The 20,602-nt window shown below is 69.4% G+C and carries 21 protein-coding genes, 2 tRNA genes and 1 riboswitch; of the genes, 15 read left to right on the forward strand and 8 right to left on the reverse strand.

Features of this window, described 5'->3' with window-relative positions:
• Positions 1-64: 64 nt before the first annotated feature.
• Positions 65-2,629, reverse strand: a complete 2,565-nt coding sequence (gene pepN / locus AB0L65_RS18395) for an aminopeptidase N (RefSeq protein WP_364246600.1) — start codon at positions 2,627-2,629, stop codon at positions 65-67.
• Positions 2,630-2,839: 210 nt separating this feature from the next.
• Here pepN and AB0L65_RS18400 point away from each other — a divergent pair, with 210 nt between their 5' ends.
• A complete protein-coding gene (locus AB0L65_RS18400) occupies positions 2,840-3,340 on the forward strand; it encodes a disulfide bond formation protein DsbA (protein ID WP_364246603.1) in 501 nt (166 codons plus the stop codon).
• A 135-nt stretch (positions 3,341-3,475) separates the two neighbouring features.
• Positions 3,476-4,879, forward strand: a complete 1,404-nt coding sequence (locus tag AB0L65_RS18405; protein WP_364246606.1) for an aldehyde dehydrogenase family protein — start codon at positions 3,476-3,478, stop codon at positions 4,877-4,879.
• Between the two features lie 92 nt (positions 4,880-4,971).
• Here AB0L65_RS18405 and AB0L65_RS18410 read toward each other — a convergent pair whose 3' ends face one another.
• Complete coding sequence (locus AB0L65_RS18410) at positions 4,972-5,703, reverse strand: SDR family oxidoreductase (RefSeq protein WP_364246608.1); 732 nt, start codon at positions 5,701-5,703, stop codon at positions 4,972-4,974.
• A 9-nt stretch (positions 5,704-5,712) separates the two neighbouring features.
• Entirely contained in the window at positions 5,713-6,198 is a 486-nt protein-coding gene (gene def / locus AB0L65_RS18415) for a peptide deformylase (protein ID WP_364246611.1), read from the reverse strand.
• A 91-nt stretch (positions 6,199-6,289) separates the two neighbouring features.
• Between def and AB0L65_RS18420 the strand changes: the two genes are divergently transcribed.
• Positions 6,290-6,757, forward strand: a complete 468-nt coding sequence (locus AB0L65_RS18420; RefSeq protein ID WP_350731504.1) for a ribose-5-phosphate isomerase — start codon at positions 6,290-6,292, stop codon at positions 6,755-6,757.
• On the opposite strand, the gene AB0L65_RS18425 is transcribed toward AB0L65_RS18420, so the two are convergent.
• Entirely contained in the window at positions 6,754-6,900 is a 147-nt protein-coding gene (locus AB0L65_RS18425; protein WP_364246613.1) for a hypothetical protein, read from the reverse strand. The genes AB0L65_RS18420 and AB0L65_RS18425 overlap by 4 nt on opposite strands.
• Before the next feature lie 24 nt (positions 6,901-6,924).
• Complete coding sequence (locus AB0L65_RS18430; protein ID WP_364246616.1) at positions 6,925-8,154, reverse strand: GNAT family N-acetyltransferase; 1,230 nt, start codon at positions 8,152-8,154, stop codon at positions 6,925-6,927.
• A 118-nt stretch (positions 8,155-8,272) separates the two neighbouring features.
• Here AB0L65_RS18430 and AB0L65_RS18435 point away from each other — a divergent pair, with 118 nt between their 5' ends.
• A complete protein-coding gene (locus tag AB0L65_RS18435; protein ID WP_364246618.1) occupies positions 8,273-9,388 on the forward strand; it encodes a PP2C family protein-serine/threonine phosphatase in 1,116 nt (371 codons plus the stop codon).
• Between the two features lie 117 nt (positions 9,389-9,505).
• Here the strand turns inward: AB0L65_RS18435 and AB0L65_RS18440 are convergent, their stop codons facing one another.
• Entirely contained in the window at positions 9,506-10,102 is a 597-nt protein-coding gene (locus tag AB0L65_RS18440; RefSeq protein WP_364246621.1) for a response regulator transcription factor, read from the reverse strand.
• A 156-nt stretch (positions 10,103-10,258) separates the two neighbouring features.
• On the opposite strand from AB0L65_RS18440, the gene AB0L65_RS18445 reads away from it, so the two are divergent.
• Both AB0L65_RS18445 and AB0L65_RS18450 read left to right on the forward strand, forming a co-directional pair.
• Positions 10,259-11,563 (forward strand): site-2 protease family protein, encoded by a 1,305-nt coding sequence (locus AB0L65_RS18445; protein WP_364246623.1) that lies wholly within the window; start codon positions 10,259-10,261, stop codon positions 11,561-11,563.
• Between the two features lie 10 nt (positions 11,564-11,573).
• Entirely contained in the window at positions 11,574-11,924 is a 351-nt protein-coding gene (locus AB0L65_RS18450; protein ID WP_355200209.1) for an MmcQ/YjbR family DNA-binding protein, read from the forward strand.
• Positions 11,925-11,974: 50 nt separating this feature from the next.
• On the opposite strand, the gene AB0L65_RS18455 is transcribed toward AB0L65_RS18450, so the two are convergent.
• A tRNA-Pro gene (locus AB0L65_RS18455) sits at positions 11,975-12,051 on the reverse strand.
• Positions 12,052-12,140: 89 nt separating this feature from the next.
• On the opposite strand from AB0L65_RS18455, the gene AB0L65_RS18460 reads away from it, so the two are divergent.
• The 8 genes from AB0L65_RS18460 (at position 12,141) to AB0L65_RS18495 (ending at position 18,813) form a co-directional block, all read left to right on the forward strand.
• Positions 12,141-12,214 (forward strand) — tRNA-Gly (locus AB0L65_RS18460).
• Positions 12,215-12,452: 238 nt separating this feature from the next.
• A complete protein-coding gene (locus AB0L65_RS18465; RefSeq protein ID WP_364246625.1) occupies positions 12,453-13,034 on the forward strand; it encodes a hypothetical protein in 582 nt (193 codons plus the stop codon).
• A 2-nt stretch (positions 13,035-13,036) separates the two neighbouring features.
• The gene (locus AB0L65_RS18470) at positions 13,037-13,663 is read left to right on the forward strand and encodes a uridine kinase (protein WP_364246627.1); all 627 of its coding nucleotides are present in this window, start codon (positions 13,037-13,039) and stop codon (positions 13,661-13,663) included.
• 38 nt (positions 13,664-13,701) lie between these two features.
• Positions 13,702-15,012 (forward strand): TrpB-like pyridoxal phosphate-dependent enzyme, encoded by a 1,311-nt coding sequence (locus AB0L65_RS18475; RefSeq protein ID WP_364246629.1) that lies wholly within the window; start codon positions 13,702-13,704, stop codon positions 15,010-15,012.
• Positions 15,013-15,270: 258 nt separating this feature from the next.
• Entirely contained in the window at positions 15,271-16,047 is a 777-nt protein-coding gene (locus AB0L65_RS18480; RefSeq protein ID WP_350731483.1) for a DeoR/GlpR family DNA-binding transcription regulator, read from the forward strand.
• On the forward strand, positions 16,044-17,123 hold the full coding sequence (galT, locus tag AB0L65_RS18485) for a galactose-1-phosphate uridylyltransferase (RefSeq protein ID WP_364246632.1): 1,080 nt from the start codon (positions 16,044-16,046) through the stop codon (positions 17,121-17,123). Before AB0L65_RS18480 ends, galT begins: the two co-directional genes overlap by 4 nt.
• Before the next feature lie 65 nt (positions 17,124-17,188).
• Positions 17,189-17,330, forward strand: a riboswitch (cyclic di-AMP (ydaO/yuaA leader).
• 5 nt (positions 17,331-17,335) lie between these two features.
• Positions 17,336-18,292 carry a hypothetical protein gene (locus AB0L65_RS18490; RefSeq protein WP_364246635.1) on the forward strand — a complete coding sequence of 319 codons (957 nt, stop codon included), beginning with the start codon at positions 17,336-17,338 and terminating at the stop codon, positions 18,290-18,292.
• A 20-nt stretch (positions 18,293-18,312) separates the two neighbouring features.
• Positions 18,313-18,813 carry a DinB family protein gene (locus AB0L65_RS18495; RefSeq protein WP_364246637.1) on the forward strand — a complete coding sequence of 167 codons (501 nt, stop codon included), beginning with the start codon at positions 18,313-18,315 and terminating at the stop codon, positions 18,811-18,813.
• 12 nt (positions 18,814-18,825) lie between these two features.
• On the opposite strand, the gene AB0L65_RS18500 is transcribed toward AB0L65_RS18495, so the two are convergent.
• On the reverse strand, positions 18,826-19,302 hold the full coding sequence (locus tag AB0L65_RS18500) for an ATP-binding protein (RefSeq protein WP_357745423.1): 477 nt from the start codon (positions 19,300-19,302) through the stop codon (positions 18,826-18,828).
• A gap of 233 nt (positions 19,303-19,535) precedes the next feature.
• Here AB0L65_RS18500 and AB0L65_RS18505 point away from each other — a divergent pair, with 233 nt between their 5' ends.
• Positions 19,536-20,402 carry a helix-turn-helix transcriptional regulator gene (locus AB0L65_RS18505; RefSeq protein WP_185067264.1) on the forward strand — a complete coding sequence of 289 codons (867 nt, stop codon included), beginning with the start codon at positions 19,536-19,538 and terminating at the stop codon, positions 20,400-20,402.
• Positions 20,403-20,602: the final 200 nt, after the last annotated feature.

Below are 20,602 nucleotides of genomic sequence, written 5' to 3' on the forward strand. Positions count from 1 at the left end.
TGTCAACCCCCGGGAACGCGAAAGGACCCCCGCCGGTGGCAGGGGTCCTCCGTGAAACGGCGCGTCAGGCGGACGCGGCGTCCTTCTCCCGGTTGCGCAGCGCCCGGCTGACGCCGTCGGCGCCCTCCAGGATCAGCCGCCGCAGCGCCTGCGGCGGCTGCTCGGCCTCCAGGTAGTCCTGCGCGGCCCGCACCGTCTCCGGCTCGATGAGCAGCGCGGGGAAGCACCCCACCGCGAACGTCGACGCCTGGTCGAACGTCCACTCCCGGTAGATCCGCCCCACCTCGGCGAAGTACTTCTCCCGGTACGGCGCCAGCAGCTCGGTGTGGTGCGGGTCCTGGAACCCGGAGATCGTCGTACGCGCGATGTGGTTGGCCAGCTTGCCGCCCACGACCCGCTCCCAGGCGGCGGCCTTGGCCTCGGCCGTCGGGATCGCGGCCCGGCACTGCGCCGCCGACCGCTCACCCGTGGCAGTAGGGTCCCGCTCGAGCTCGGCGTCGATGTCGGCCTCGCCCAGCCGGCCGCCGGCGACCAGCGCGTGCACGAGCGACCAGCGCAGGTCGGCGTCCACGCTCAGGCCCTCGGGCACCTCGGAGCCGTCGAGGATGCGCTGCAGCAGGTCGAGGTCCGCGTCGGAGGTGGCCACCGGCGCGAACGCCTGCAGGAAGGCGAGCTGGTGGTCGGAGCCCCCAGCGGCCTGGCCGAGCTGCTTGCGCAGCTCCGCGGCCAGCAGCGCCAGGCCCTCGGCCTGCCAGGCCGGGGCGGCGTACTGCTGGACGGCCATGCGCGCCTGGCGCAGCACCGCCTGCAGGACTGTGATGTCCTTGAGCGTGCCGGCTCCCGAGACGACCAGCCTGACGTAGTCACGCGTGGCCATCTCGCCGTCACGGGTCATGTCCCAGGCCGCCGACCAGCACAGGGCGCGCGGCAGCGACTCGGTGAACGCCGCGATGCCGCCGTCGACCAGCGTCCGCATCGAGCGGTCGTCGAGGCGGATCTTGGCGTAGGTGAGGTCGTCGTCGTTGAGCAGCACCAGGTCCGGCTGCTCCTCGCCGACCAGCTGGGGCACGCTCGTACGGGGGCCGACCACGTCCAGCTCGACCCGCTTGGTCCGCTTCAGCTCGCCGTCCACCAGCGAGTAGAGGCCGACCGCGACCCGGTGCGAACGCAGCGTCGGGTGCTCCGCGGGCGCCTCCTGCAGCACCTCGAAGCTGGTGAACCGCCCGTCGGACACCTCGAACGAGGGCCGCAGCGTGTTGACCCAGGACGTCTCCAGCCACTCCTTCGACCAGGACGAAAGGTCGCGGCCCGAGGTCCGCTCCAGGGCGTTGAGCAGGTCCTTCAGCTCGGTGTTGCCCCAGGCGTGCTCGGCGAAGTAGTCGCGTACGCCGGCCAGGAAGTTGTCCAGGCCGACGTAGGCCACGAGCTGCTTGAGCACCGAGGCGCCCTTGGCGTACGTGATGCCGTCGAAGTTGACCTCGACCGCCTGCATGTCCGGGATGTCCGCGGCGATGGGGTGGGTCGAGGGGAGCTGGTCCTGGCGGTAGGCCCAGGCCTTCTCCACGTTCGCGAACGTGGTCCACGCGCCCTTGCCCCACCTGGTGGCCTCGGCCTGGGCCAGGACGGACATGTAGGTGGCGAACGACTCGTTCAGCCACAGGTCGTCCCACCAGCGCATGGTGACCAGGTCGCCGAACCACATGTGCGCCATCTCGTGCAGGATCGTCTCGGCGCGCCGCTCGACCACCGCGTCGGTGACCCGGGAGCGGAAGACGTAGTCCTCCAGGAACGTCACGCAGCCGGCGTTCTCCATGGCCCCGGCGTTGAACTCCGGCACGAAGCACTGATCGTACTTCCCGAACGGGTAACGGACCCCGAACACCTTGTGGAAGAAGTCGAAGCCCTGCCGGGTGACCTCGAGGATGTTGTCGGCGTCGAGGTGCTCGGCCAGCGAGGCCCGGCAGTAGATCCCCAGCGGGATGCCGTCGTGCTCCGAGGTCACCTTGTGGTACGGCCCCGCCACCAGCGCGGTGATGTACGTCGAGATGACCGCCGTGGGCGGGAACTCCCACCGCCTGGCCGGGGCCACCGCCCCGTGCCTGCCGCCCTGCTCCGGCAGCTCCTCGACCGCCGAGGCGGCCGCGTTGGAGACGACCTCCCAGTCGGCCGGGGCCAGCACGGTGAGCTGGAAGGTGGCCTTGAGGTCGGGCTGGTCGAAACAGGCGTACATGCGGTGCGCGTCGGCCGTCTCGAACTGGCTGTGCAGGTAGACCTTCTTGTCCACCGGGTCGACGAAGCGGTGCAGGCCCTCGCCGGTGCGCATGTAGCTGCAGTCGGCGTCCACGCGCAGCTCGTTGGCCGCGGCCAACGACGGGAGCGGGAAGCGGCCCTTCTCCTCGTCGTAGGCCGACACGTCGAGGTCCTCGCCGTTGAGCGTCACCTTGCGCACGTGGGCGCCGTGCAGGTCGATGAAGGTGGACGCGCCCGGCCGGGCGCTGGTGAAACGGACTGTGGTGACGCTCTCGAAGCGCTCCTCTCCCTCGGTCAGGTCGAGTGCGACCTCGTACGACTCGACCTTCAGCAACCGGGCGCGCTCACGAGCCTCGTCCCGGGTCAGATTGCCTGCCAAGTTGCGCTCCTTTTCACCACTTCATCGAACTTTGTCCGTATCGTGCCACGCTGGGAATAGGACCCGATCCACCTCAGGTTACGGGTCCACATGAGCGAAAAGATTCCCGTGGATCTGTGGTTCGATCCTGCCTGTCCCTTCGCATGGGTCACGTCACGATGGCTTCTCGAAGTTGAGAAGGTCCGTCCCATCGAGCCTCGCTGGCGCATCATGTCCCTCTACGTCCTCAACGCGGACAAGGACATCCCGGATGACTACCGCAAGTCGACCGAACGGGCCAGGGGCACCGTCCGGGTCGTCGCCGCCGCGGCCGCCAAGCACGGCGAGCAGATCCTCGGCCCGCTCTACACCGAACTCGGCACCCGCCTGCACAACCAGGGCCTGAGCAAGGAGCCGGAGCGCCTGCGCGAGGTCATCGCGGGCGCGCTCGAAGCGACGGGGCTCGAGGAGGAGCTCATCGAGGCCATCGACTCCGACGAATGGGACGAGGCCATCCGCACCTCCCACAACGAGGGCATCGACCTCGTCGGCCAGGAGGTCGGCACCCCGGTCATCCGGGTCGGCGCCAACGCCTTCTTCGGGCCGGTGATCACCAAGATCATCAGGGGTGAGGACGCGGGCCGGCTCTGGGACGGCGTGCTCGCCGTCACGTCCTTCGAGGATTTCTTCGAGCTGAAGCGCAGCCGGACCAAGCGCCCCGAATTCGACTAACCCTCTAACTCTCACATTCTCCAGGGGTCAATCATCGTACGCTGGCGGAAGAACGCTGCTTGCGGTGTAGCAGACTTATCCCCGCATCAGGACAAGCCTCTCACCGCCACCTGAGCTCCTGACAGGATGGTGGCTATGCGTCAGCTGTACATCGGCGGCTCCTGGACCGCTTCTGCGTCGGACGAGTCAATCGAGGTCGTCAACCCGGCCACGGAAGAGATCATCGACCGTGTGCCCGCGGGATCTCCCGACGACGTCGAGTCGGCCGCGGCCGCCGCTCGAAAGGCCTTCCCCGGCTGGTCCGAAACGGCCGCCTCGGAGCGCGGCAAGCTGCTCGGCGACGCTGCCGAGCTGCTGAAGCAGCGCTCCGAGGAGATCGCCAAGACGATCGCCACCGACATGGGCGCGCCGCTGGGCTTCGCGCGCAGGGTGCAGACGCTCATGCCGGCGACCGTGCTGTCCTCCTACGCGCAGCTCGCCGAGACCCACCCCCGCGAGTCGCGCGTCGGCAACTCGATGGTGGTCAAGGAGCCCATCGGGGTGGTCGCCGCGATCACGCCGTGGAACTACCCGCTGCACCAGATCATCTGCAAGGTGGCCCCCGCGCTGGCCGCCGGCTGCACCGTGGTGCTCAAGCCGAGCGAGGTGGCGCCGCTGGCGGCGTACGCGCTGGCGGAGATCTTCGCCGAGGTGGGCCTGCCGCCGGGCGTGTTCAACCTGGTCAGCGGGCGTGGCCCGGTCGTCGGCGAGGCCATGGCCGCCCACCCCGAGGTGGACATGGTCTCCTTCACCGGCTCGACCGCCGCCGGGCGCAGGGTGGCCGCGCTCGCCGCCGAGTCCGTCAAGCGGGTCGCGCTCGAGCTCGGGGGCAAGTCGGCCAACATCATCCTCCCCGACGCCGATCTGGCGCTGGCCGTCAAGGTCGGCGTCGCCAACTGCTTCGTCAACGCCGGCCAGACCTGCTCGGCGTGGACCCGCATGATCGTCCACCGCGACCAGTACGACGAGGCCGTCCGCCTGGCCGTCGAGGCGGCGCGCGGCTACACCGTCGGCGACCCCTTCGACGACTCCACCAAGATCGGCCCGCTGGTCTCCGCCACCCAGCGCGACCGCGTGGTCCGCTACATCAACCGGGGTCAGGAGGAAGGCGCCCGGCTGGTGGCCGGCGGCACCGAGCGGCCCCACGAGCGGGGCTACTACGTGGAGCCCACCGTGTTCGCGGCGGTGGAGCCGGGGATGACGATCGAGCAGGAGGAGATCTTCGGGCCGGTGCTGTCGCTGATCCCGTACACGAGCGAGGACAAGGCCGTCGCGATCGCCAACGACACGAAGTACGGCCTGGCCGGAGCGGTCTGGGCGGCCACCGAGGACCGCGCGATCGCCGTCGCCCGGCGGCTGCGCACGGGGCAGGTGGCCATCAACGGCGGCCGCTTCAACCCACTGGCGCCTTTCGGCGGCTACAAGCAGTCGGGGGTGGGGCGGGAGCTGGGGGAGCAGGGCCTGGAGGAATACCTCGAAACCAAGGCCATGCAGCTGTAACACCCCCGCGCCGCGCCGGGTGTGGCGTCCATGAGGGGCGCCGCCCCCGGGTTGCGTGGGTGAGGGGCGGCGCCGACGGGAAGAGAGGTGGGTCAGACGAGCAGGCCGCCCGTGGCGTTGAGGTTCTGGCCGGTGATCCAGCGCGAGTCGGGCCCCGCCAGGAAGGCGACCACGGAGGCGATGTCGCCCGGCTGCCCGAGCCGTCCCAGCGCCGTCATCGCCGCCGTCTGCTCCAGCGCCTCCGGCGGGTTGGCGCCTCGCAGCATGTCCGTGTCGGTGGCGCCGGACGAGACCACGTTGACGGTGATCCCGCGCCCGCCCAGCTCCCGCGCCGCCACCTTGGCGAACTGCTCGACGGCCCCCTTGCTGCCGCAGTAGAGCGTCAGAGCGGGAGCGGGCACCTGCGTGTTGAGCGTGGAGATGTTGATGATGCGCCCGCCGTCGCGCATCACCCGCGCGGCCCACTGCATGGCCAGGTAGACCGACCGGGTGTTGACCGCGAACACCCGCTCGTACTCCTCGTCCGTGATCTCCGCCATCGGCTTCTGCCCGAGCACGGCGGCGGCGTTGTTGACCAGGATGTCGAGCCCGGGCAGCCGCGACCCGGCCTCGTCGAACAGCCGCGCCAGATCCTCCTTGCTGCCCAGATCGGCCTGTACGGCGTGCGCGCCCGTCTCCTTGGCGACCTGCTCCGCGGCCTCGGTCGAGCGCTCGTAGCAGAAGACGACCTCTGCCCCGTCGGCGGTCAGCCGCTCCACGATGGCCTTGCCGATTCCCCTGGATCCTCCTGTGACCAACGCGCCTTTCCCGGAAAGTATGCTCATGCGTCCAACCTATGCTCGGAGCATGATCTCGCGGGCTTCGTTTCGCGGCAGGCGATCGACGTACAGCTTGCCGTCGAGGTGCTCGGTCTCGTGCTGGAAGCAGCGCGCGAGCGACCCGCGGGCCTTGATCCGTACCGGACGCTGGAGCCTGTCGATCCCCTCGACGGTCACGCCCGCGGCCCGCGCCACCGGGGCGTAGATCGGCAGCCGCGTCTGCCGGTCGGGCACGGACAGGCAGCCCTCCTCGTCCGTCACCTCCTCCGGGTCGTCCACGGTCAGCACCGGGTTGAGCACGTGACCCTTGCGCCCGGCGATGTCGTACACGAACAGCCGGCGCGACACGCCGATCTGCGGGCCGGCCAGACCTACGCCGTTGACCGCGTACATCGCCTGGAACATCTCGTCGATCAGCCGGCGCAGCTCGCGGTCGAAATCCGTCACGGGATCGGCGGGCGTGCGCAGGACCGGATCGCCGATGACGCGGATCTCACGCATGGACATCTACTTTCGTAAGGACTGGACAACGGTAGAGGTCCTTACTCTAGCCAGCGAGGCTCATTCGCGGGGGCTGTGGAAGACTGGGCGGGTGCGTGTCTACATCGGTGCCGACCATGCCGGCTATGAGCTCAAGAACCACCTCGTGTCCTGGCTGAAAGACCACGGTCACGAGGTCACCGACTGCGGTCCCTTCGTCTACGACGCCGAGGACGACTATCCCGCGTTCGTGCTGCGCGCGGCCGAGGGCGTCGCGGGCGACCCCGGCAGCCTGGGGGTGGTCATCGGAGGCTCGGGCAACGGCGAGCAGATCGCCGCCAACAAGGTACGCGGCATCCGCGCCGCTCTCGCCTGGAGTGAGGAGACGGCCGGCCTGGCCCGCGAGCACAACAACGCCAACGTGGTCAGCCTCGGCGCGCGCATGCACTCCACGGAGGACGCCACCAGGTTCGTGGAGGTCTTCCTGACCACGGTGTTCACCGGCAGCGAGCGCCACAGCAGGCGCATCGCGCAGCTGACCACGTACGAGACGATCGGCCAGCTGCCCTCGCTGCCCTAGCCCTTGCGCTTGACGTCGCGTTTGGGCATCTCGTCGCGTAGAGGCCGCCGGTCGGCGGCCTCTTGCTGCTCCTTCGACGGTTTCGACACGTCGCGGGCACGCATGGCGACGGTCGCGGTGATCTGCAGGCTCTGCAATGCCATGCCTTCGACCTTACGCCAGGCTCATCAGAAGACGAGGCCGCACCACGGTTTCGGGCTCCACGACATCGCGGTGGCCAGCGCGCGTACCGAGCCGCTTGAGTGCTCGCGCAGCAGGCCCGCCTCCAGCGACTCCACGAGCAGGCCGTCGCCCATGTAGGCCGAGCCGAGCGCGGCCACTGGAAGCGTCACGTCCGGTTCGTCCTCGACCTGCTTGCACTCGGCGCCGGTCGGGTCGGCGGTGAGCCGCCAGCGTCCGGCGTTCCACGGGCACACGTCGTCCTCGACCTCGATCACCACGTCCACCGGGGCCGAGTAGGCGCGCGAGGTGAGCGCCTTGTCGACCTCGACCACGCGTACCCACAGATCGTCCGCCCAGGTCGCGCGGAGCTGGCGCTGGTCGGCGATCAGCGCGATCAGCGGGTCGTCCACCGGCCGGCCGCGCGCCTCGATCTTGGAGACGAGGTCGCGGTCGAGGATGTTGCGCCAGAGCAGGGCGTAGGCCGCCGGGTCGGTCGCCTCCAGCTCCTGCAGCTTCAGCCCCTTGTCCGGTACGCCGTTGGCGTCCCAGGACCCGGTGATCCGGAACAGCGCGTAGCCGCGCACGCCGCCGTCGTCCTCGGCGAGCACCGAGCGCAGCGGCCCGTTGCCCTGCTGATCGAACTCCTCGTCGGCCAGCACCGCGTCCCAGTTGTGCGACTGGCGGTCATAGCGACCCGGGCGGCGGGTCGCGACGGAGGCGAACACCTGCTCCAGGTCGGCGCGGACGTCGGCGGGCGTGGCCACCCTGAGCCTGAGCGACGGGTCCACGGGGGCGTTCCCGACGAACGCGGAGCCGGCCTTGTTGATGCGGAACGACAGCTCGTGCGCGGCCCTGCCGTATCCGTACCGGCCGTAGATGGCCGCCTCGGAGGCGTAGAGCGCGGCGACGCTCTCGCCACGCTCGCGGACGTCGGCGAGCTGCCTGCGCATCAGCGCGGACAGGATGCCGCGGCGGCGGTGCGAGGGGAGCACGCTGACGCTCGTCACGCCCGCGACGGGGAGCCGGCTGCCGGGGACGGTCATGGTGAGGCTCAGGACGGCGGTGGTGCCCACGATGACATCGCCGTCAAAGGCCGCCAGCGTGCGATCGAACTCGGTCTCCGCCTTGAACCGTTCCCGTTGCTGGGGGTGCGGAGTCCAGCCGAACGCTTCTTCGAGGACCGGGAAATAGACCGGCCACTCGGACTCGTCAATCGGACGGATCGGATACGTCATCTGTCCACGGTAGGAGCGGGCAAAGGGGGACGGCCACCCAATATACGTGCTTAATGATCAAGGCCTTGGTCAAGTGGGCTGCCCAAACACGGGTCAGACCGATACAGTCAGGCCCATCATGAGTACCCGTCCGGCGCCGCTGATCCCGCCACGGGTCCGCGCGGTCTTGGTGCGGGTGCCGTTTCTGGTGGCTGCCGTGCGGTTCGTCCGGCGTGGCCCGCTGGCCCGCGACCGCAACCTGCTCGTCGCGCTGACCACGCTCGCGCTCGTCATCGGGTTCCTGGCGGCGAAGGTTTCGACCGAATTCTTCTCGCCGTCGCTGCTCATCCTGGTCACCCTGATCGGCGGGCTCCAGCTCCGGCTGAGCAGCCTGGTCAAGCTGCTGGTGGGGGTCGGGGCCGCGCTCGGCTACATCGCGATCACGCTGGGCGTGGGCCGTGTCGGGCTGGGGCTCATGGTGACGATCGGGTTCACCACTGTGCTGGCCGTGCTCATGGCGCGCACCAGGGGCAAGCTGGGCGTCCAGGGGCTGCGCGGCGACGCGATGCTGCTGGAGCTGCGCGACCGGCTCAGGAGCCAGGGCGAGCTGCCCGCGCTGCCGAAGGACTGGGGCGGCAAGGTCGTGCTCAAGCAGGCGGGCGGCTCCTCGTTCGGCGGTGACTTCCTGGTCTCCATGCGCGACGGCAACTCCGTGGAGATCGCGCTGGTCGACGTGTCGGGCAAGGGGGTCGACGCGGGCACCAGGGCACTGCTGCTGTCGGGCACGTTCGGCGGGCTGCTCGGCTCGGTCGAGGACTTCCTGCCCGCGTGCAACACCTACCTGCACCGGCAGCGGGGCGACGAGGGCTTCGTGACCGCGGTGCACGTACGCCTCGACCTCGAAACCGGCGACTACACGATCACCTCGGCCGGCCATCCGCCGGTGGTGAAGTTCGACGCGGGCACCGGAAACTGGCAGGTGGCCACGGCCAAGGGCGTGGTGCTCGGCGTCGTCCCCGACCTGCACTGCGAGCCCGACAGCGGCACCCTGCGCAAGGGTGACGCGCTGCTGCTCTACACCGACGGGCTGATCGAGCAGCCGGGCCGCGACATCGACGCCGGGCTCGACCGGCTGCTCGGGGAGGCGGAGCGGCTGCTGCCGTCCGGCTTCCGCGACGGCGCCAGGGCCCTGGTCAACGCCATGTCCTCGGGCCACAACGACGACTGCGCGCTGGTGCTGATCTGGCGGCCCTAGACCGGTGACGTTTCACACGGGACGGTCGTGATCGTGCTCACTGGCGGCGACCTCGCGCTGCTGAGATCCTCTAGGGGTTCGGGCCCGGGGGAGCGGCGCGGCTCCACCGGACCCGTCTCAGATCCACCCGGAGTCGCTCGCGATGCGTACGGCGTCGATACGGTTGCGGGCGCCCGTCTTGCACATGATCCGCGACAGATGGTTACGCACAGTGCCCACCGACAGGAAGAGCTGGTCGGCGATCTCCGTGGAACGCGCGCCGCCCGCGGCGATCCGCAGCACGTCGAGCTCCCGGCGGGTCAGCGGGTTCGTCGCGCATTGGAGCGCGGCCACGGCCAGCTCCGCCTCGATGGCCCGGCCGCCCTCCGCGACCTGGCGCACACCCTCGGCGAGGCGCTCCGGCCCCACGCACAGGCTCATGAACCCCAGCGCGGGCCCCGCCAGCGCCTTGCGCACCTGCCCGGGGTTGGGACGGGCCGACAGCATCAGCACCCCGCAGCGCGGCGCCAGCTCGGCGAGCTGGACGGCCACCGGCAGCCCCGGCAGGTCGAGGTCGACGACCGCCACGTCGGGCCCGTACGCCAGCGCCGCCCGCACCGCCGCCTCGGGGCAACCGACCTCGGCGACGACGCGCAGATCAGGCTCGGCCTCCAGGGTGGCGAGCAGTCCGCGGCGGACCAAGGGCAGGTGCTCGGCTATCAGAATCTGAATCAAGTCGACCCCCTCCGTCGTCACCCAGAGTGATTGTTTGATAGCGGACTGTCAATCCTCTCTAAATGGCACGCAAGCCGTGGAGCGGGGGTTGTTCGACTACCCTGGGGCTGTCGGACGGTTCGTCCACCCCTGTCGTCGGCTACGGAGCGCGCATAGATGAACTGGCTCTACATCGTGGGGATCATCCTCTTTCTCCTCGGGCTGATGTTCTCCATCGCGTTGCACGAGATCGGACATCTCGTGCCGGCCAAGATCTTTGGCGTCAAGGTGACCCAGTACATGGTCGGCTTCGGCTCGACCGCCTGGTCACGGCGCAAGGGCGAGACCGAGTACGGCATCAAGTGGATCCCGTTCGGCGGCTACATCCGCATGATCGGCATGCTGCCGCCGCGCCCCGGTGACGACCCGACCAAGCTCAGGAGCGCCTCGACGGGGCCGTTCCAGGGCCTCATCGACTCCGCCCGCGAAGCGGCGCAGGAGGAGGTGCGCCCCGGCGACGAGGACCGGGTCTTCTACCGGAAGAAGTGGTGGCAGAAGGTCATCATCATGTCCGGCGGCCCGCTGATGAACTTCGTGCTCGCGTTCGTCTTCTTCAGCGTCCTGCTGGTCGGCATCGGCCTGCCCACCTTGGCCCCGATCGTGTCGCCCGAGACCGACACATGCGTGATCCCGATCTCGGAGCACCGCAACACGTGCAAGCCCACCGACCAGCCCACCCCGGCCGCCCTGGCAGGTTTGAAGGGCGGCGACCGCATGGTCTCCTTCGACGGCCAGAAGATCGGCTCCTGGGACGACGCCACCCGCCTGATCCGCTCGCACGGCGCCGGCCCGGTCGCGCTCGGCATCGTCCGTGACGGCAAGCCCATGACCCTCAACGTCGCGCTCATCGCCCAGGACCGGCCCAACCCGCAGGACCCGAAGAAGATCGACAAGAACGTCGGCTTCCTGGGTGTCCGGCCCACGGAGGTCATGCAGCAGCAGAGTATGGGCCAGGTGATCGGCTACATGGGCGGGCTGATGGGCCGGGTGGCGGGCTCGATCGTCAACCTGCCGCAGAAGATGGTCGGCGTCTGGCAGGCGGCCTTCTCCGGCGAGGCGCGCGACCCCGAGGGCCCGGTGGGCGTGGTCGGCGCGGGCCGCCTGGGCGGCGAGATCCTCGCCTCCGACCTGTCCAACACGAACAAGATCGCCTTCTTCGTCAACCTGCTGGCCGGGTTCAACCTGGCGATCGGCATGTTCAACCTCATCCCGCTGCTGCCGCTCGACGGCGGCCACATCGCCGGCGGGCTGTGGGAGGGCATCAAGCGGGCCTACGCCAAGGTCATGCGGCGGCCGGAGCCGGCCTACGTGGACATCGCCAAGGTGCTGCCGCTGACGTACGTGATCGCGTTCGCCATGATGATCATGGCTGGCCTGCTGGTCTACGCCGACCTGGTCAACCCGCTCACGCTGACCGGCTGACGCCCCGGCCATGGACGCCCTGGAACGGCTGCGCGCCCTCTGCCTCGCGCTGCCGGAGGTCACCGAACGGCCCAGCCACGGGGAGCCGACCTGGTTCGTCCGTGGGAAGAAGACGTTCGTGATGTTCGCCGACCACCACCACGACGACCGGCTCGCCTTCTGGTGCGCCGCGCCTCCCGGGACGCAGGGGGAGCTGGTGGCCGAGGACCCGGACCGCTTCTTCCGCCCGCCGTACGTGGGGCACCGGGGGTGGCTGGGGGTCTACCTGGACGTGGAGGTGGACTGGACGGAGGTCGCGGAGATCGTCGCCGACGCCTACCGCCAGATCGCCCCGAAGTCGCTGATCGCCCGCATGCCCTGACCGGCGTGAAACGCCGAAGGCCACCTCCGTGGTGGAGGTGGCCTTCGATCTGGTCGGGGCGACAGGATTTGAACCTGCGACTTCTTGCTCCCAAAGCAAGCGCGCTGCCAAGCTGCGCCACGCCCCGCCTCGCCGAGTGCGCATGCGCTCCGGGACTCCGGTACGCTTACGCCCTAACGACCGGATGAAGTCTAGACCAGAGTTCGACCGGTTCGCGCGGACGTAGCTCAATGGTAGAGCCCTAGTCTTCCAAACTAGCTACGCGGGTTCGATTCCCGTCGTCCGCTCCAGACGGCGAAAGGCCAGGTCAGCGAGTAAGCGGCCTGGCCTTTCGAGTTCTTTCGCGAAGGTGAGTCCGACGAGATGAAGTCGGTACGTGGGCGCTCTTCACGCGAAGGGCATCGCCCCGTGGATCTTCGAACTGCCGGCGTCCGTGCGAGACACCTTGGCCGACGTGGACGACGGCTGGAGGTGCAGGTGAAGACCTGAGGCCGATCAGGCCTTCGCCGATGTGCCTATCCTTGGGGGATGGTGCCAGAAAGGATCTTCGGGGCTGCGGCGCGGCACGACGGCGATCCTGATCGGGTGGCCGTGCTGCTTCCCGGAAGGGGCTACGTGCCCGCCCGTCCCCTCCTCCACTTCGCCGGCGCGGTCCTCAGGCGGCACGGCTGGTCTGTGCTGGAGGTCTGGTGGCAGTCGCCGGCGACCCAGGACGCGGGGGAGCTGGCCGGCTGGGTCATGGAGCAGGCCCGGCAGGCGCTCGACGGTGAGCGGGCCGAGCGCCTGCTCCTGGTCGGCAAGTCGCTCGGCACGTTCGCCGCGCCGCTGGCCGCCGAGCGGGAGCTGCCCGCGATCTGGCTCACCCCGCTGCTCAGGCATGAGGCCCTCGTCGAGGCGCTGCGCCGCACCGGGGCGCCCACGCTGCTGGTGGGCGGGAGCGCCGACAAGCTCTGGGACGGGGAGGTCGCGCGTGGGCTGGGCCACCCGTACCTGGAGGTCCCCGGCGCCGATCACGGCTTGGAGGCCTTCGAGGACCCGGTCCGATCGGTCGAGATCCTCAGGGACGTGACCGCGGAGATGGACCGGTTCGTGGCGGGCCTGCGATCGTAGGCATGCGCGCGCGAGCGATCTCCCGGGACGGCCTCGTCGAGGAGCTGGCCGAACGGGTCGCCGGACGGCCGGGGTGGGTGCGGATGGCCGTGGACGGAGCTGCGGCGGCGCGTCCCGGGACGCTGGCGGACGAGCTCGTCGCCCCGCTCCGGTTGCGCGGGCGGCCCGTGCTGCGCGTGTCGGCGGACGACTTCCTGCGGCCCGCGTCCCTGCGGCTGGAGCACGGCAGGACCGATCCGGACGCCTTCTACGAGGACTGGCTCGACGTCAAGGCGCTCCAGAGGGAAGTGCTGGAGCCCTTGGACGAGGGCGGCTCGGGGCGGGTGCTGCCGCGCCTCTGGGACAGCCGTGTCGACCGGGCGTACCGGGTGCCGTACGAGGAGCTGCCCCCGGGCGGGGTGCTGATCGTGGACGGGACGCTGCTGCTGGGACGGGGGCTGGCGTTCGAGGTCAGCGTGCACGTGTGGCTGTCGGCGGGGGCGCTGGAGCGCGGGACCTCCGAGGACGAGTGGTGGCGGCTGCCCGCGTACGAGCGGTACGAGCGCGAGGCCCGCCCCCAGCGGGCGGCCGACGTCGTGGTCAGGGCCGATCATCCCCGCAGACTCGCCGTCATGACCCGCGACGCGTGATGCTGGAACACGGAGCGTGAGCGGCGCAGACTGGGGCGATGATCCCCAGCCAGTGGTACAACATCGTTCCCGACCTGCCCGCCCCGCCTCCGCCGCCGCTGCACCCGGCGACGCGCGAGCCCGTGGGGCCCGACGACCTGGCGCCGCTCTTCCCGATGGAGCTGATCGGTCAGGAGGTGAGCGGTGAGCGGTTCGTCCCGATCCCGCAAGAGGTGCTCGACGTCTACCGGCTCTGGCGGCCGACGCCGCTGATCCGGGCGCGCCGGCTCGAGAAGGCCCTCGATACGCCGGCCAGGATCTACTACAAGTACGAGGGGGTCTCGCCCGCCGGGTCGCACAAGGCGAACACGGCCGTGCCCCAGGCGTACTACAACGCCCGCGAAGGGGTGCGGCTGCTGACCACCGAGACGGGCGCCGGGCAGTGGGGGTCGGCCCTGGCGTTCGCCTGCTCCCAGTTCGACCTCGAATGCCAGATCTGGATGGTGCGGGCCTCGTACGACCAGAAGCCGTACCGCCGCTCTCTCATGCAGGTGTACGGCGCCACCGTCCACGCCAGCCCGTCACCCGTCACCGGCTCGGGCAGCAAGGTGCTGGCGGACGACCCGGACTCGCCCGGCAGCCTGGGCATCGCGATCAGCGAGGCCGTCGAGGTGGCCGCCGCCACGCCCGACGCCCGGTACGCGCTCGGCTCGGTACTCAACCACGTGCTCCTGCACCAGACCGTGATCGGCGAGGAGGCGCTGGAACAGCTGCCCGAGATGCCGGACCTGGTCATCGGCTGCACCGGCGGCGGCTCGAACTTCGCCGGCCTCACCTTCCCGTTCCTGCGCGAGAAGCTGGCCGGGCGGATACGGACGGTGTTCAGGGCGGTCGAGCCGACCGCCTGCCCGTCGTTCACGCGCGGCGTGTACGCCTACGACTTCGGCGACACCGCGGGCCTCACGCCGCTGCTCAAGATGCACACGCTGGGGCACGCGTTCATCCCCGACCCGATCCACGCGGGCGGCCTGCGCTACCACGGCATGTCGCCGCTGCTGTCGCACATGTACGAGCTGGGCCTGTTCGAGGCGGTCACCCGCGCCCAGAGCGAGTGTTTCGAGGCCGGTGTCCGCTTCGCCAGGACCGAGGGCATCGTGCCCGCCCCGGAGCCCACGCACGCGCTCGCGGAGACGATCGCCGAGGCCCTGCGGTGCAAGGAGAGCGGCGAGGAGAAGGTGATCCTGACCGCGCTCTGCGGCCACGGCCACTTCGACCTGGGCGCGTACGACCGCTACCTGGCCGGGCACCTGGAGGACTACACGCTGCCGCAGGACCGCATCGAGCAGGCCCTGACCGAGCTGCCGGGCTGAAAGCGGGGTGGCCGCCGGAAGAGGCGGCCACCCGGTCAACGCGCCGTGGGGCGCTTGCCGTGGTTCGCCTTCTTCTTCTTGCGTGCCTTGCCCTTGCGTGAGCGCCTGGCCATAAGCTCGCCTCCGGTGATCGGGCCAATGATCGGCTACGCCACGAGCCTCCCCGCCCGTGCTGACCAGCGCAAGCGCAGCACGCGAACTAACATTCCCCAACAATTCCGTGTCATAATTTGGTGGAATCTGTTGGAAGGAGCGGGCGTGCTCGCACAGCAGCGTCAGCAGACGATCCTCGAACGCGTGCGCAGCAACGGCGGCGTCCGGGTCGCGGACCTGGTCCGCGAGCTGGGCGTATCCGACATGACCATCCGTCGGGACCTCGAGGTGCTGGCCGAGCGCGGGTTGCTGGAGAAGGTGCACGGCGGCGCCACCGCCCTCGGCCCCGGCTCCACCGAGGAGCCGGGCTTCACCGCCAAGTCGGCCCGCCAGCAGCAGGAGAAGGAGGCCATCGCGCGCCGCGCGGCCGGCCTCGTCCGGCCTGGCACGGCCGTGGCGCTCTCGGCGGGCACCACCACGTGGGCGCTGGCCCGCCATCTGATCGCCGTCCCCGAGCTGACGGTGATCACCAATTCGATCCCCGTCGCCGAGGTCTTCCACCGCAACCCGCGCTCCGACCGCACGGTCGTGCTGACCGGCGGCGTGCGCACGCCGTCCGACGCGCTGGTGGGCCCGGTGGCTGTGGCCGCGATCCGCCGCCTGCACGTGGACACGCTGTTCCTCGGCGTGCACGGGATGAGCGTGCGGGCCGGGTTCACCACCCCCAACCTGCTGGAATCGGAGACCGACAGGGAGCTGGTGGCGGCCGCCAACCGGCTGGTCATCCCCGCCGACCACACGAAGTGGAACACGGTCGGCATCAGCACCATCGCCGAGCTGACCGAGGCCGACGTGGTCGTCAGCGACGCGGGGCTGCCTGAGGACGCACGCATGGAGCTGGCCGAACGGGCCGGAGAACTGATCATCGCGGAGGGCTCGTGAAGCGCACCATCACCCATCTGGCCGACGGCCGTGAGCTGATCTACTTCGATCAGCGGGACGACGCCGACCGGAGCGCGATCGACCGGCGGGTCCTCGACCCCCGGCCGGTGGCCTCCGAGCTGCGCTACGACCCGCTGACCGAGGAATGGATCGCGATGGCGGGGCACCGGCAGACGCGCACGTTCCAGCCGACCGGCTCGGCGAACGAGTGCCCGCTGTGCCCGTCGTCGGACACGCGCTCGTCGGAGATCCCGGCGTACGACTACGACGTGGTGGTGTTCGAGAACCGATTCCCCTCCTTCTCCACCAATTTCGGGACTTATACAGACGTGGGGGGCCTGAGTGAGGTCCGGCCGGGAGTGGGGCGGTGCGAGGTGGTCTGCTTCACCTCTGAGCATTCGTCGTCGTTCTCCCAGCTCTCCGACGGCCAGGTGGAGCTGGTCATGGAGGCGTGGGCCGACCGGACGGCCGAGCTGTCCGGGATCGAGGGCGTGGAGCAGGTGTTCTGCTTCGAGAACCGGGGCGAGGAGATCGGCATCACGCTGGCCCACCCGCACGGCCAGATCTACGCCTACCCGTACGTCACGCCCAGGACCAGGCTCCAGCTCGCCGCCGCCAGGCGCTACACGAAGGGGAACCTGTTCGCCGACGTGCTGGCCGCCGAGCGGGCCGCGGGGACGCGTGTGGTGGCCGCCAACGAGCTGTGGACGGCGTTCGTGCCGGCCGCCGCGCGGTGGCCGTACGAGGTGCACATCTACCCGCACCGGCAGGTGCCCGATCTGGCCGCGCTGACGGAGGAGGAGCGGTCGGCGTTCGCGCCCCTCTACACCTCGGTGCTGCGGGCCTTCGACGACCTGTTCGGCGTGGTGATGCCGTACATCTCGGCCTGGCACCAGGCGCCCGTGCGGCAGGACCGCGAGCTCGGCTACCTGCACCTGGAGCTGTTCAGCATCAGGCGGGCGCCGGGCAAGCTCAAGTACCTGGCCGGGTCGGAGTCCGCGATGGGCGCGTTCGTGAACGACGTGCTGCCGGAGGAGGCCGCCCGGATGCTTCGATCACAGGTAGATCACTATTAGATTTCTAATGGGGGTCGCGTTACTCGTGATCTACCACTAATATCCCTTTTGTGCCTGGCCGTAACAGCAGGCACACGCCTAATCCCGGGCGAGTCGCCCGGGAGCCGGGGACCCACCCGCACCTGGGGTGAATCCACTTCGGTGGTAGGGCACGCAGCTCCCAGCCCGAACCCGTCAGCTAACCCGGCCGGCAGAGGGAGAGGAACATCCACGTGGCGGCTCCGTCCCCCGCGACTCTTGCCATCGGCCTCGTCGCCGCCGCAGCCGTCGCCCTCCTGCCGGCGACCGCGGCCTCGGCTGCCCCCAAGCCGTCGGAGGCCGAGCTCCGCGCCCAGCTCAAGCAGCTCAACAGCAAGATCGACAAGCTCATCGAGAAGTACAACCTCAAGCGCGTCGAGCTGGCCAAGGCGCAGGCGGCCGCCAAGGCGGCCAAGGAGCGGCTGGCGGCCGCGGAGAAGACCCTGGCCGCCGCCGAGCAGCGGGTCGGCGACCTCGCCAGGATGCGCTACCAGAACCACGACCCGTCGCTGCCCTCCGTCCTGATGGTCCAGAGCGGCGGCGGCGCCGCCCTGCTCGAGCAGCTGACGGCCGAGCAGCAGGCCCTCGTCCAAGGGGTGGCCAAGGCCCGCGACGACAAGAAGAAGGCCTCCGACGAGGCCGCCGCGCTGGCCACCCAGATCGGCGTGGACGCCAAGGACGTGACCGAACAGCGCTCCGAGGCCGAGGACATCATCGACGACATCAAGAAGAAGCTCCAGGACCTCGTGCCGCTCGGTCCCGGCCGCAAGTCCGACGGGAGCTGGGCACCGGAACTGCCCTCGGGCTCGGACAACATCACGGCCCGTACGCGGCTGATGAAGGCGGAGCTGGCCAAGAACTTCAAGCTGCCGTTCACGGTGGGCTGCTTCCGCTCGGGCTCCAGCGGCGAGCACCCGCTCGGGCGGGCCTGCGACTTCATGATGAGCACCGGCGGCACGATGCCCGCGGCCATCAACAACGCCCTGGGCGACCGCATCGCGGATTGGGCGCTCAAGAACAAGGGCAAGCTCGGCGTCAAGTACGTGATCTGGAAGCAGCGCATCAACATGGGCTCGGGCTGGCGGGCCATGTCGGACCGCGGCAGCGTCACCGAGAACCACTACGACCACGTCCACATCTCGATGTACTGAGCTGGATAAGGTCGGACATCATGACTGACACCCGGATCCCGCCCGCTCTCACCGGCGACGAGCGGACCACGCTGAACAACTGGCTCGAATGGCACCGCGGCACCCTCGCCGTCAAATGCGCGGGCCTGTCGGACGATCAGCTGCGCCTGCGCTCCGTCTCACCCTCGACCATGTCCCTGCTCGGCCTGGTCCGGCACATGGCGAACGTCGAACGCTCCTGGTTCCGCCGGGTGCTCAACGGCGAGGACCTCCCCAAGCTGTGGGACAAGGACCGCGACAACGACGCCGACTTCAAGGAAGTGGACGCCGCCTCCGTCAAGGAGGCCTTCGTCACGTGGGAAGAGGAGATCGAGCGCGCCCGCGCCATCTCGGACGCCAGGCCGCTGGACGCCGTCGGCGACCACAGAGGGCAGGAGTGCACCCATCGCTGGATCCTCATCCACATGATCGAGGAGTACGCGCGGCACAACGGTCACGCGGATCTGCTGCGCGAGCGCATCGACGGGGTGACCGGAGAGTAACGAGACCGATGATCAGGGCTCGGTGCGGAACAGCGCCCACACGGCCTTGCCGCCCCGGGCCAGCGGGTCCCAGCCCCAGCACTGACTGTAGGTCTCGACGATGTAGAGGCCGCGCCCGTTCTCCGAGATGAAGTCCGGCTCCTTGGGGCGCGGCACCTCGTCGCTGGGGTCGGCCACCGCCAGCAGCACGTGCGGCTGTACGCGCATCAGCAAGAGCTCGATCTCCCGCCGCCCCGCCGCGTACATCGCGTAGCGCACCGCGTTGGTCACGAGCTCCGACACCACCAGCGCGGCGTCGTCGCTGAGTTCGTGCAGGCCCCAGCCCTTCAGGGTCGAGCGGGTCACGTCCCTGGCCGTCTTCACGGAGTCGGCCTGAAAGGGCAACGGGCACGAGGTCGTGTACGGCTTGCCACCCATGAGCAGGTGGTCGAAGCCCACGTCACGGGTGATCTGCAATGCATCGGCAGTGGCCAGAGGATCCTCCACCATGCTGCCGATACCTCCCCGTTCAGTCCGACTTAGTGCATGTTTGGCCCAATATGCACTAAGCCATCATGGGTCACGATCGCTGCACCTGCAAGACCCAAATGCACGTGCACTTGCATTGTGCAGTAGCAAGCGGCGTTTTGGGGCATAACTCTGCTAATCGGACACGGGGTTGAGACCTTGTCATACCCGGCAATGTGGTGTCACTGTGTGTGCGGACCTTGATAGGAGGCAAAGTGACGCAGAACCAGCCGGGTTCCGGACCGACGGCGCTGCGCATCCTCCTGGGCTCCCAGCTGCGCAAGCTCAGGGAAGCGAAGAACGTCACTCGTGAGGAGGCGGGCCATCTCATCCGTGGCTCCGAATCCAAGATCAGCCGCATGGAGCTGGGCCGAGTGGGGTTCAAAGAACGGGACGTGGCGGACCTGCTGACCCTCTACGGGGTCGTCGACAAGCAGGCCCGCTCCGCCGTACTCGACCTGGTCGCCACCGCCAACGAGCCTGGTTGGTGGCACCGGTTCAACGATGTCCTGCCCACGTGGTTCCAGGCGTACGTCGGCCTTGAAGAGGCCGCCGCCAGGATCAGGACCTACGAAGTCCAGTTCGTGCCAGGACTGCTGCAGACCAAGGAGTACGCAAGGGCCGTCGTGACCGCCGGATCGGCGGGAATCGGGGCCGAGGAGATCTCCAGAAGAGTGGATCTCCGGCTGGAGCGCCAGCGGATGTTCGACAGGCCGGATGGGCCAGTGTTCTGGGCCGTGATCGACGAGGCCGCCCTACGACGCCCCATCGGCGGCGTCGAGGTGATGCGGGCCCAGATCGAGCACCTCATCGACCTGATGCGCCAGCCCAAAATCACCATTCAGATCATGCCGTTCAGCTTCGGCGGGCACAGCGCGGAAGGCGGGGCGTTCAGCGTCCTGCGCTTCCCCGACACCGATCTGCCCGACGTCGTGTACGTCGAGCAGCTGGCGAGCGCGCTCTACCTCGACAAGCGTGAAGACGTGGACCGATACACCGAGGTGATGGAGCGGCTCTGCGCCGTGAGCACCACTCCGGACGAGACGGTCGAGCTGTTGCGGACGATCGCGGACGAGTTCTGACGGACGGTAACGGATGATCGCGGGCGACTTGTGACGGCGCGGACGTCGTTGTTGGGTACGCATCTGCCCTAGACTGGCCATCGGCGTTGGATCCCGCCGTGGCGGAGCATGCCCAACACCGCACATGTGGGCGCGGCGCGTGTGCCGTAACCGATGGACGCGCCCGCGATCACTCGTAGCTTGATCAAGGAGACCATTCC

The sequence above is a fragment of the Nonomuraea sp. NPDC052116 genome (assembly GCF_040680035.1).
GTDB classification, from domain to species: Bacteria; Actinomycetota; Actinomycetes; order Streptosporangiales; family Streptosporangiaceae; genus Nonomuraea; species Nonomuraea angiospora_A.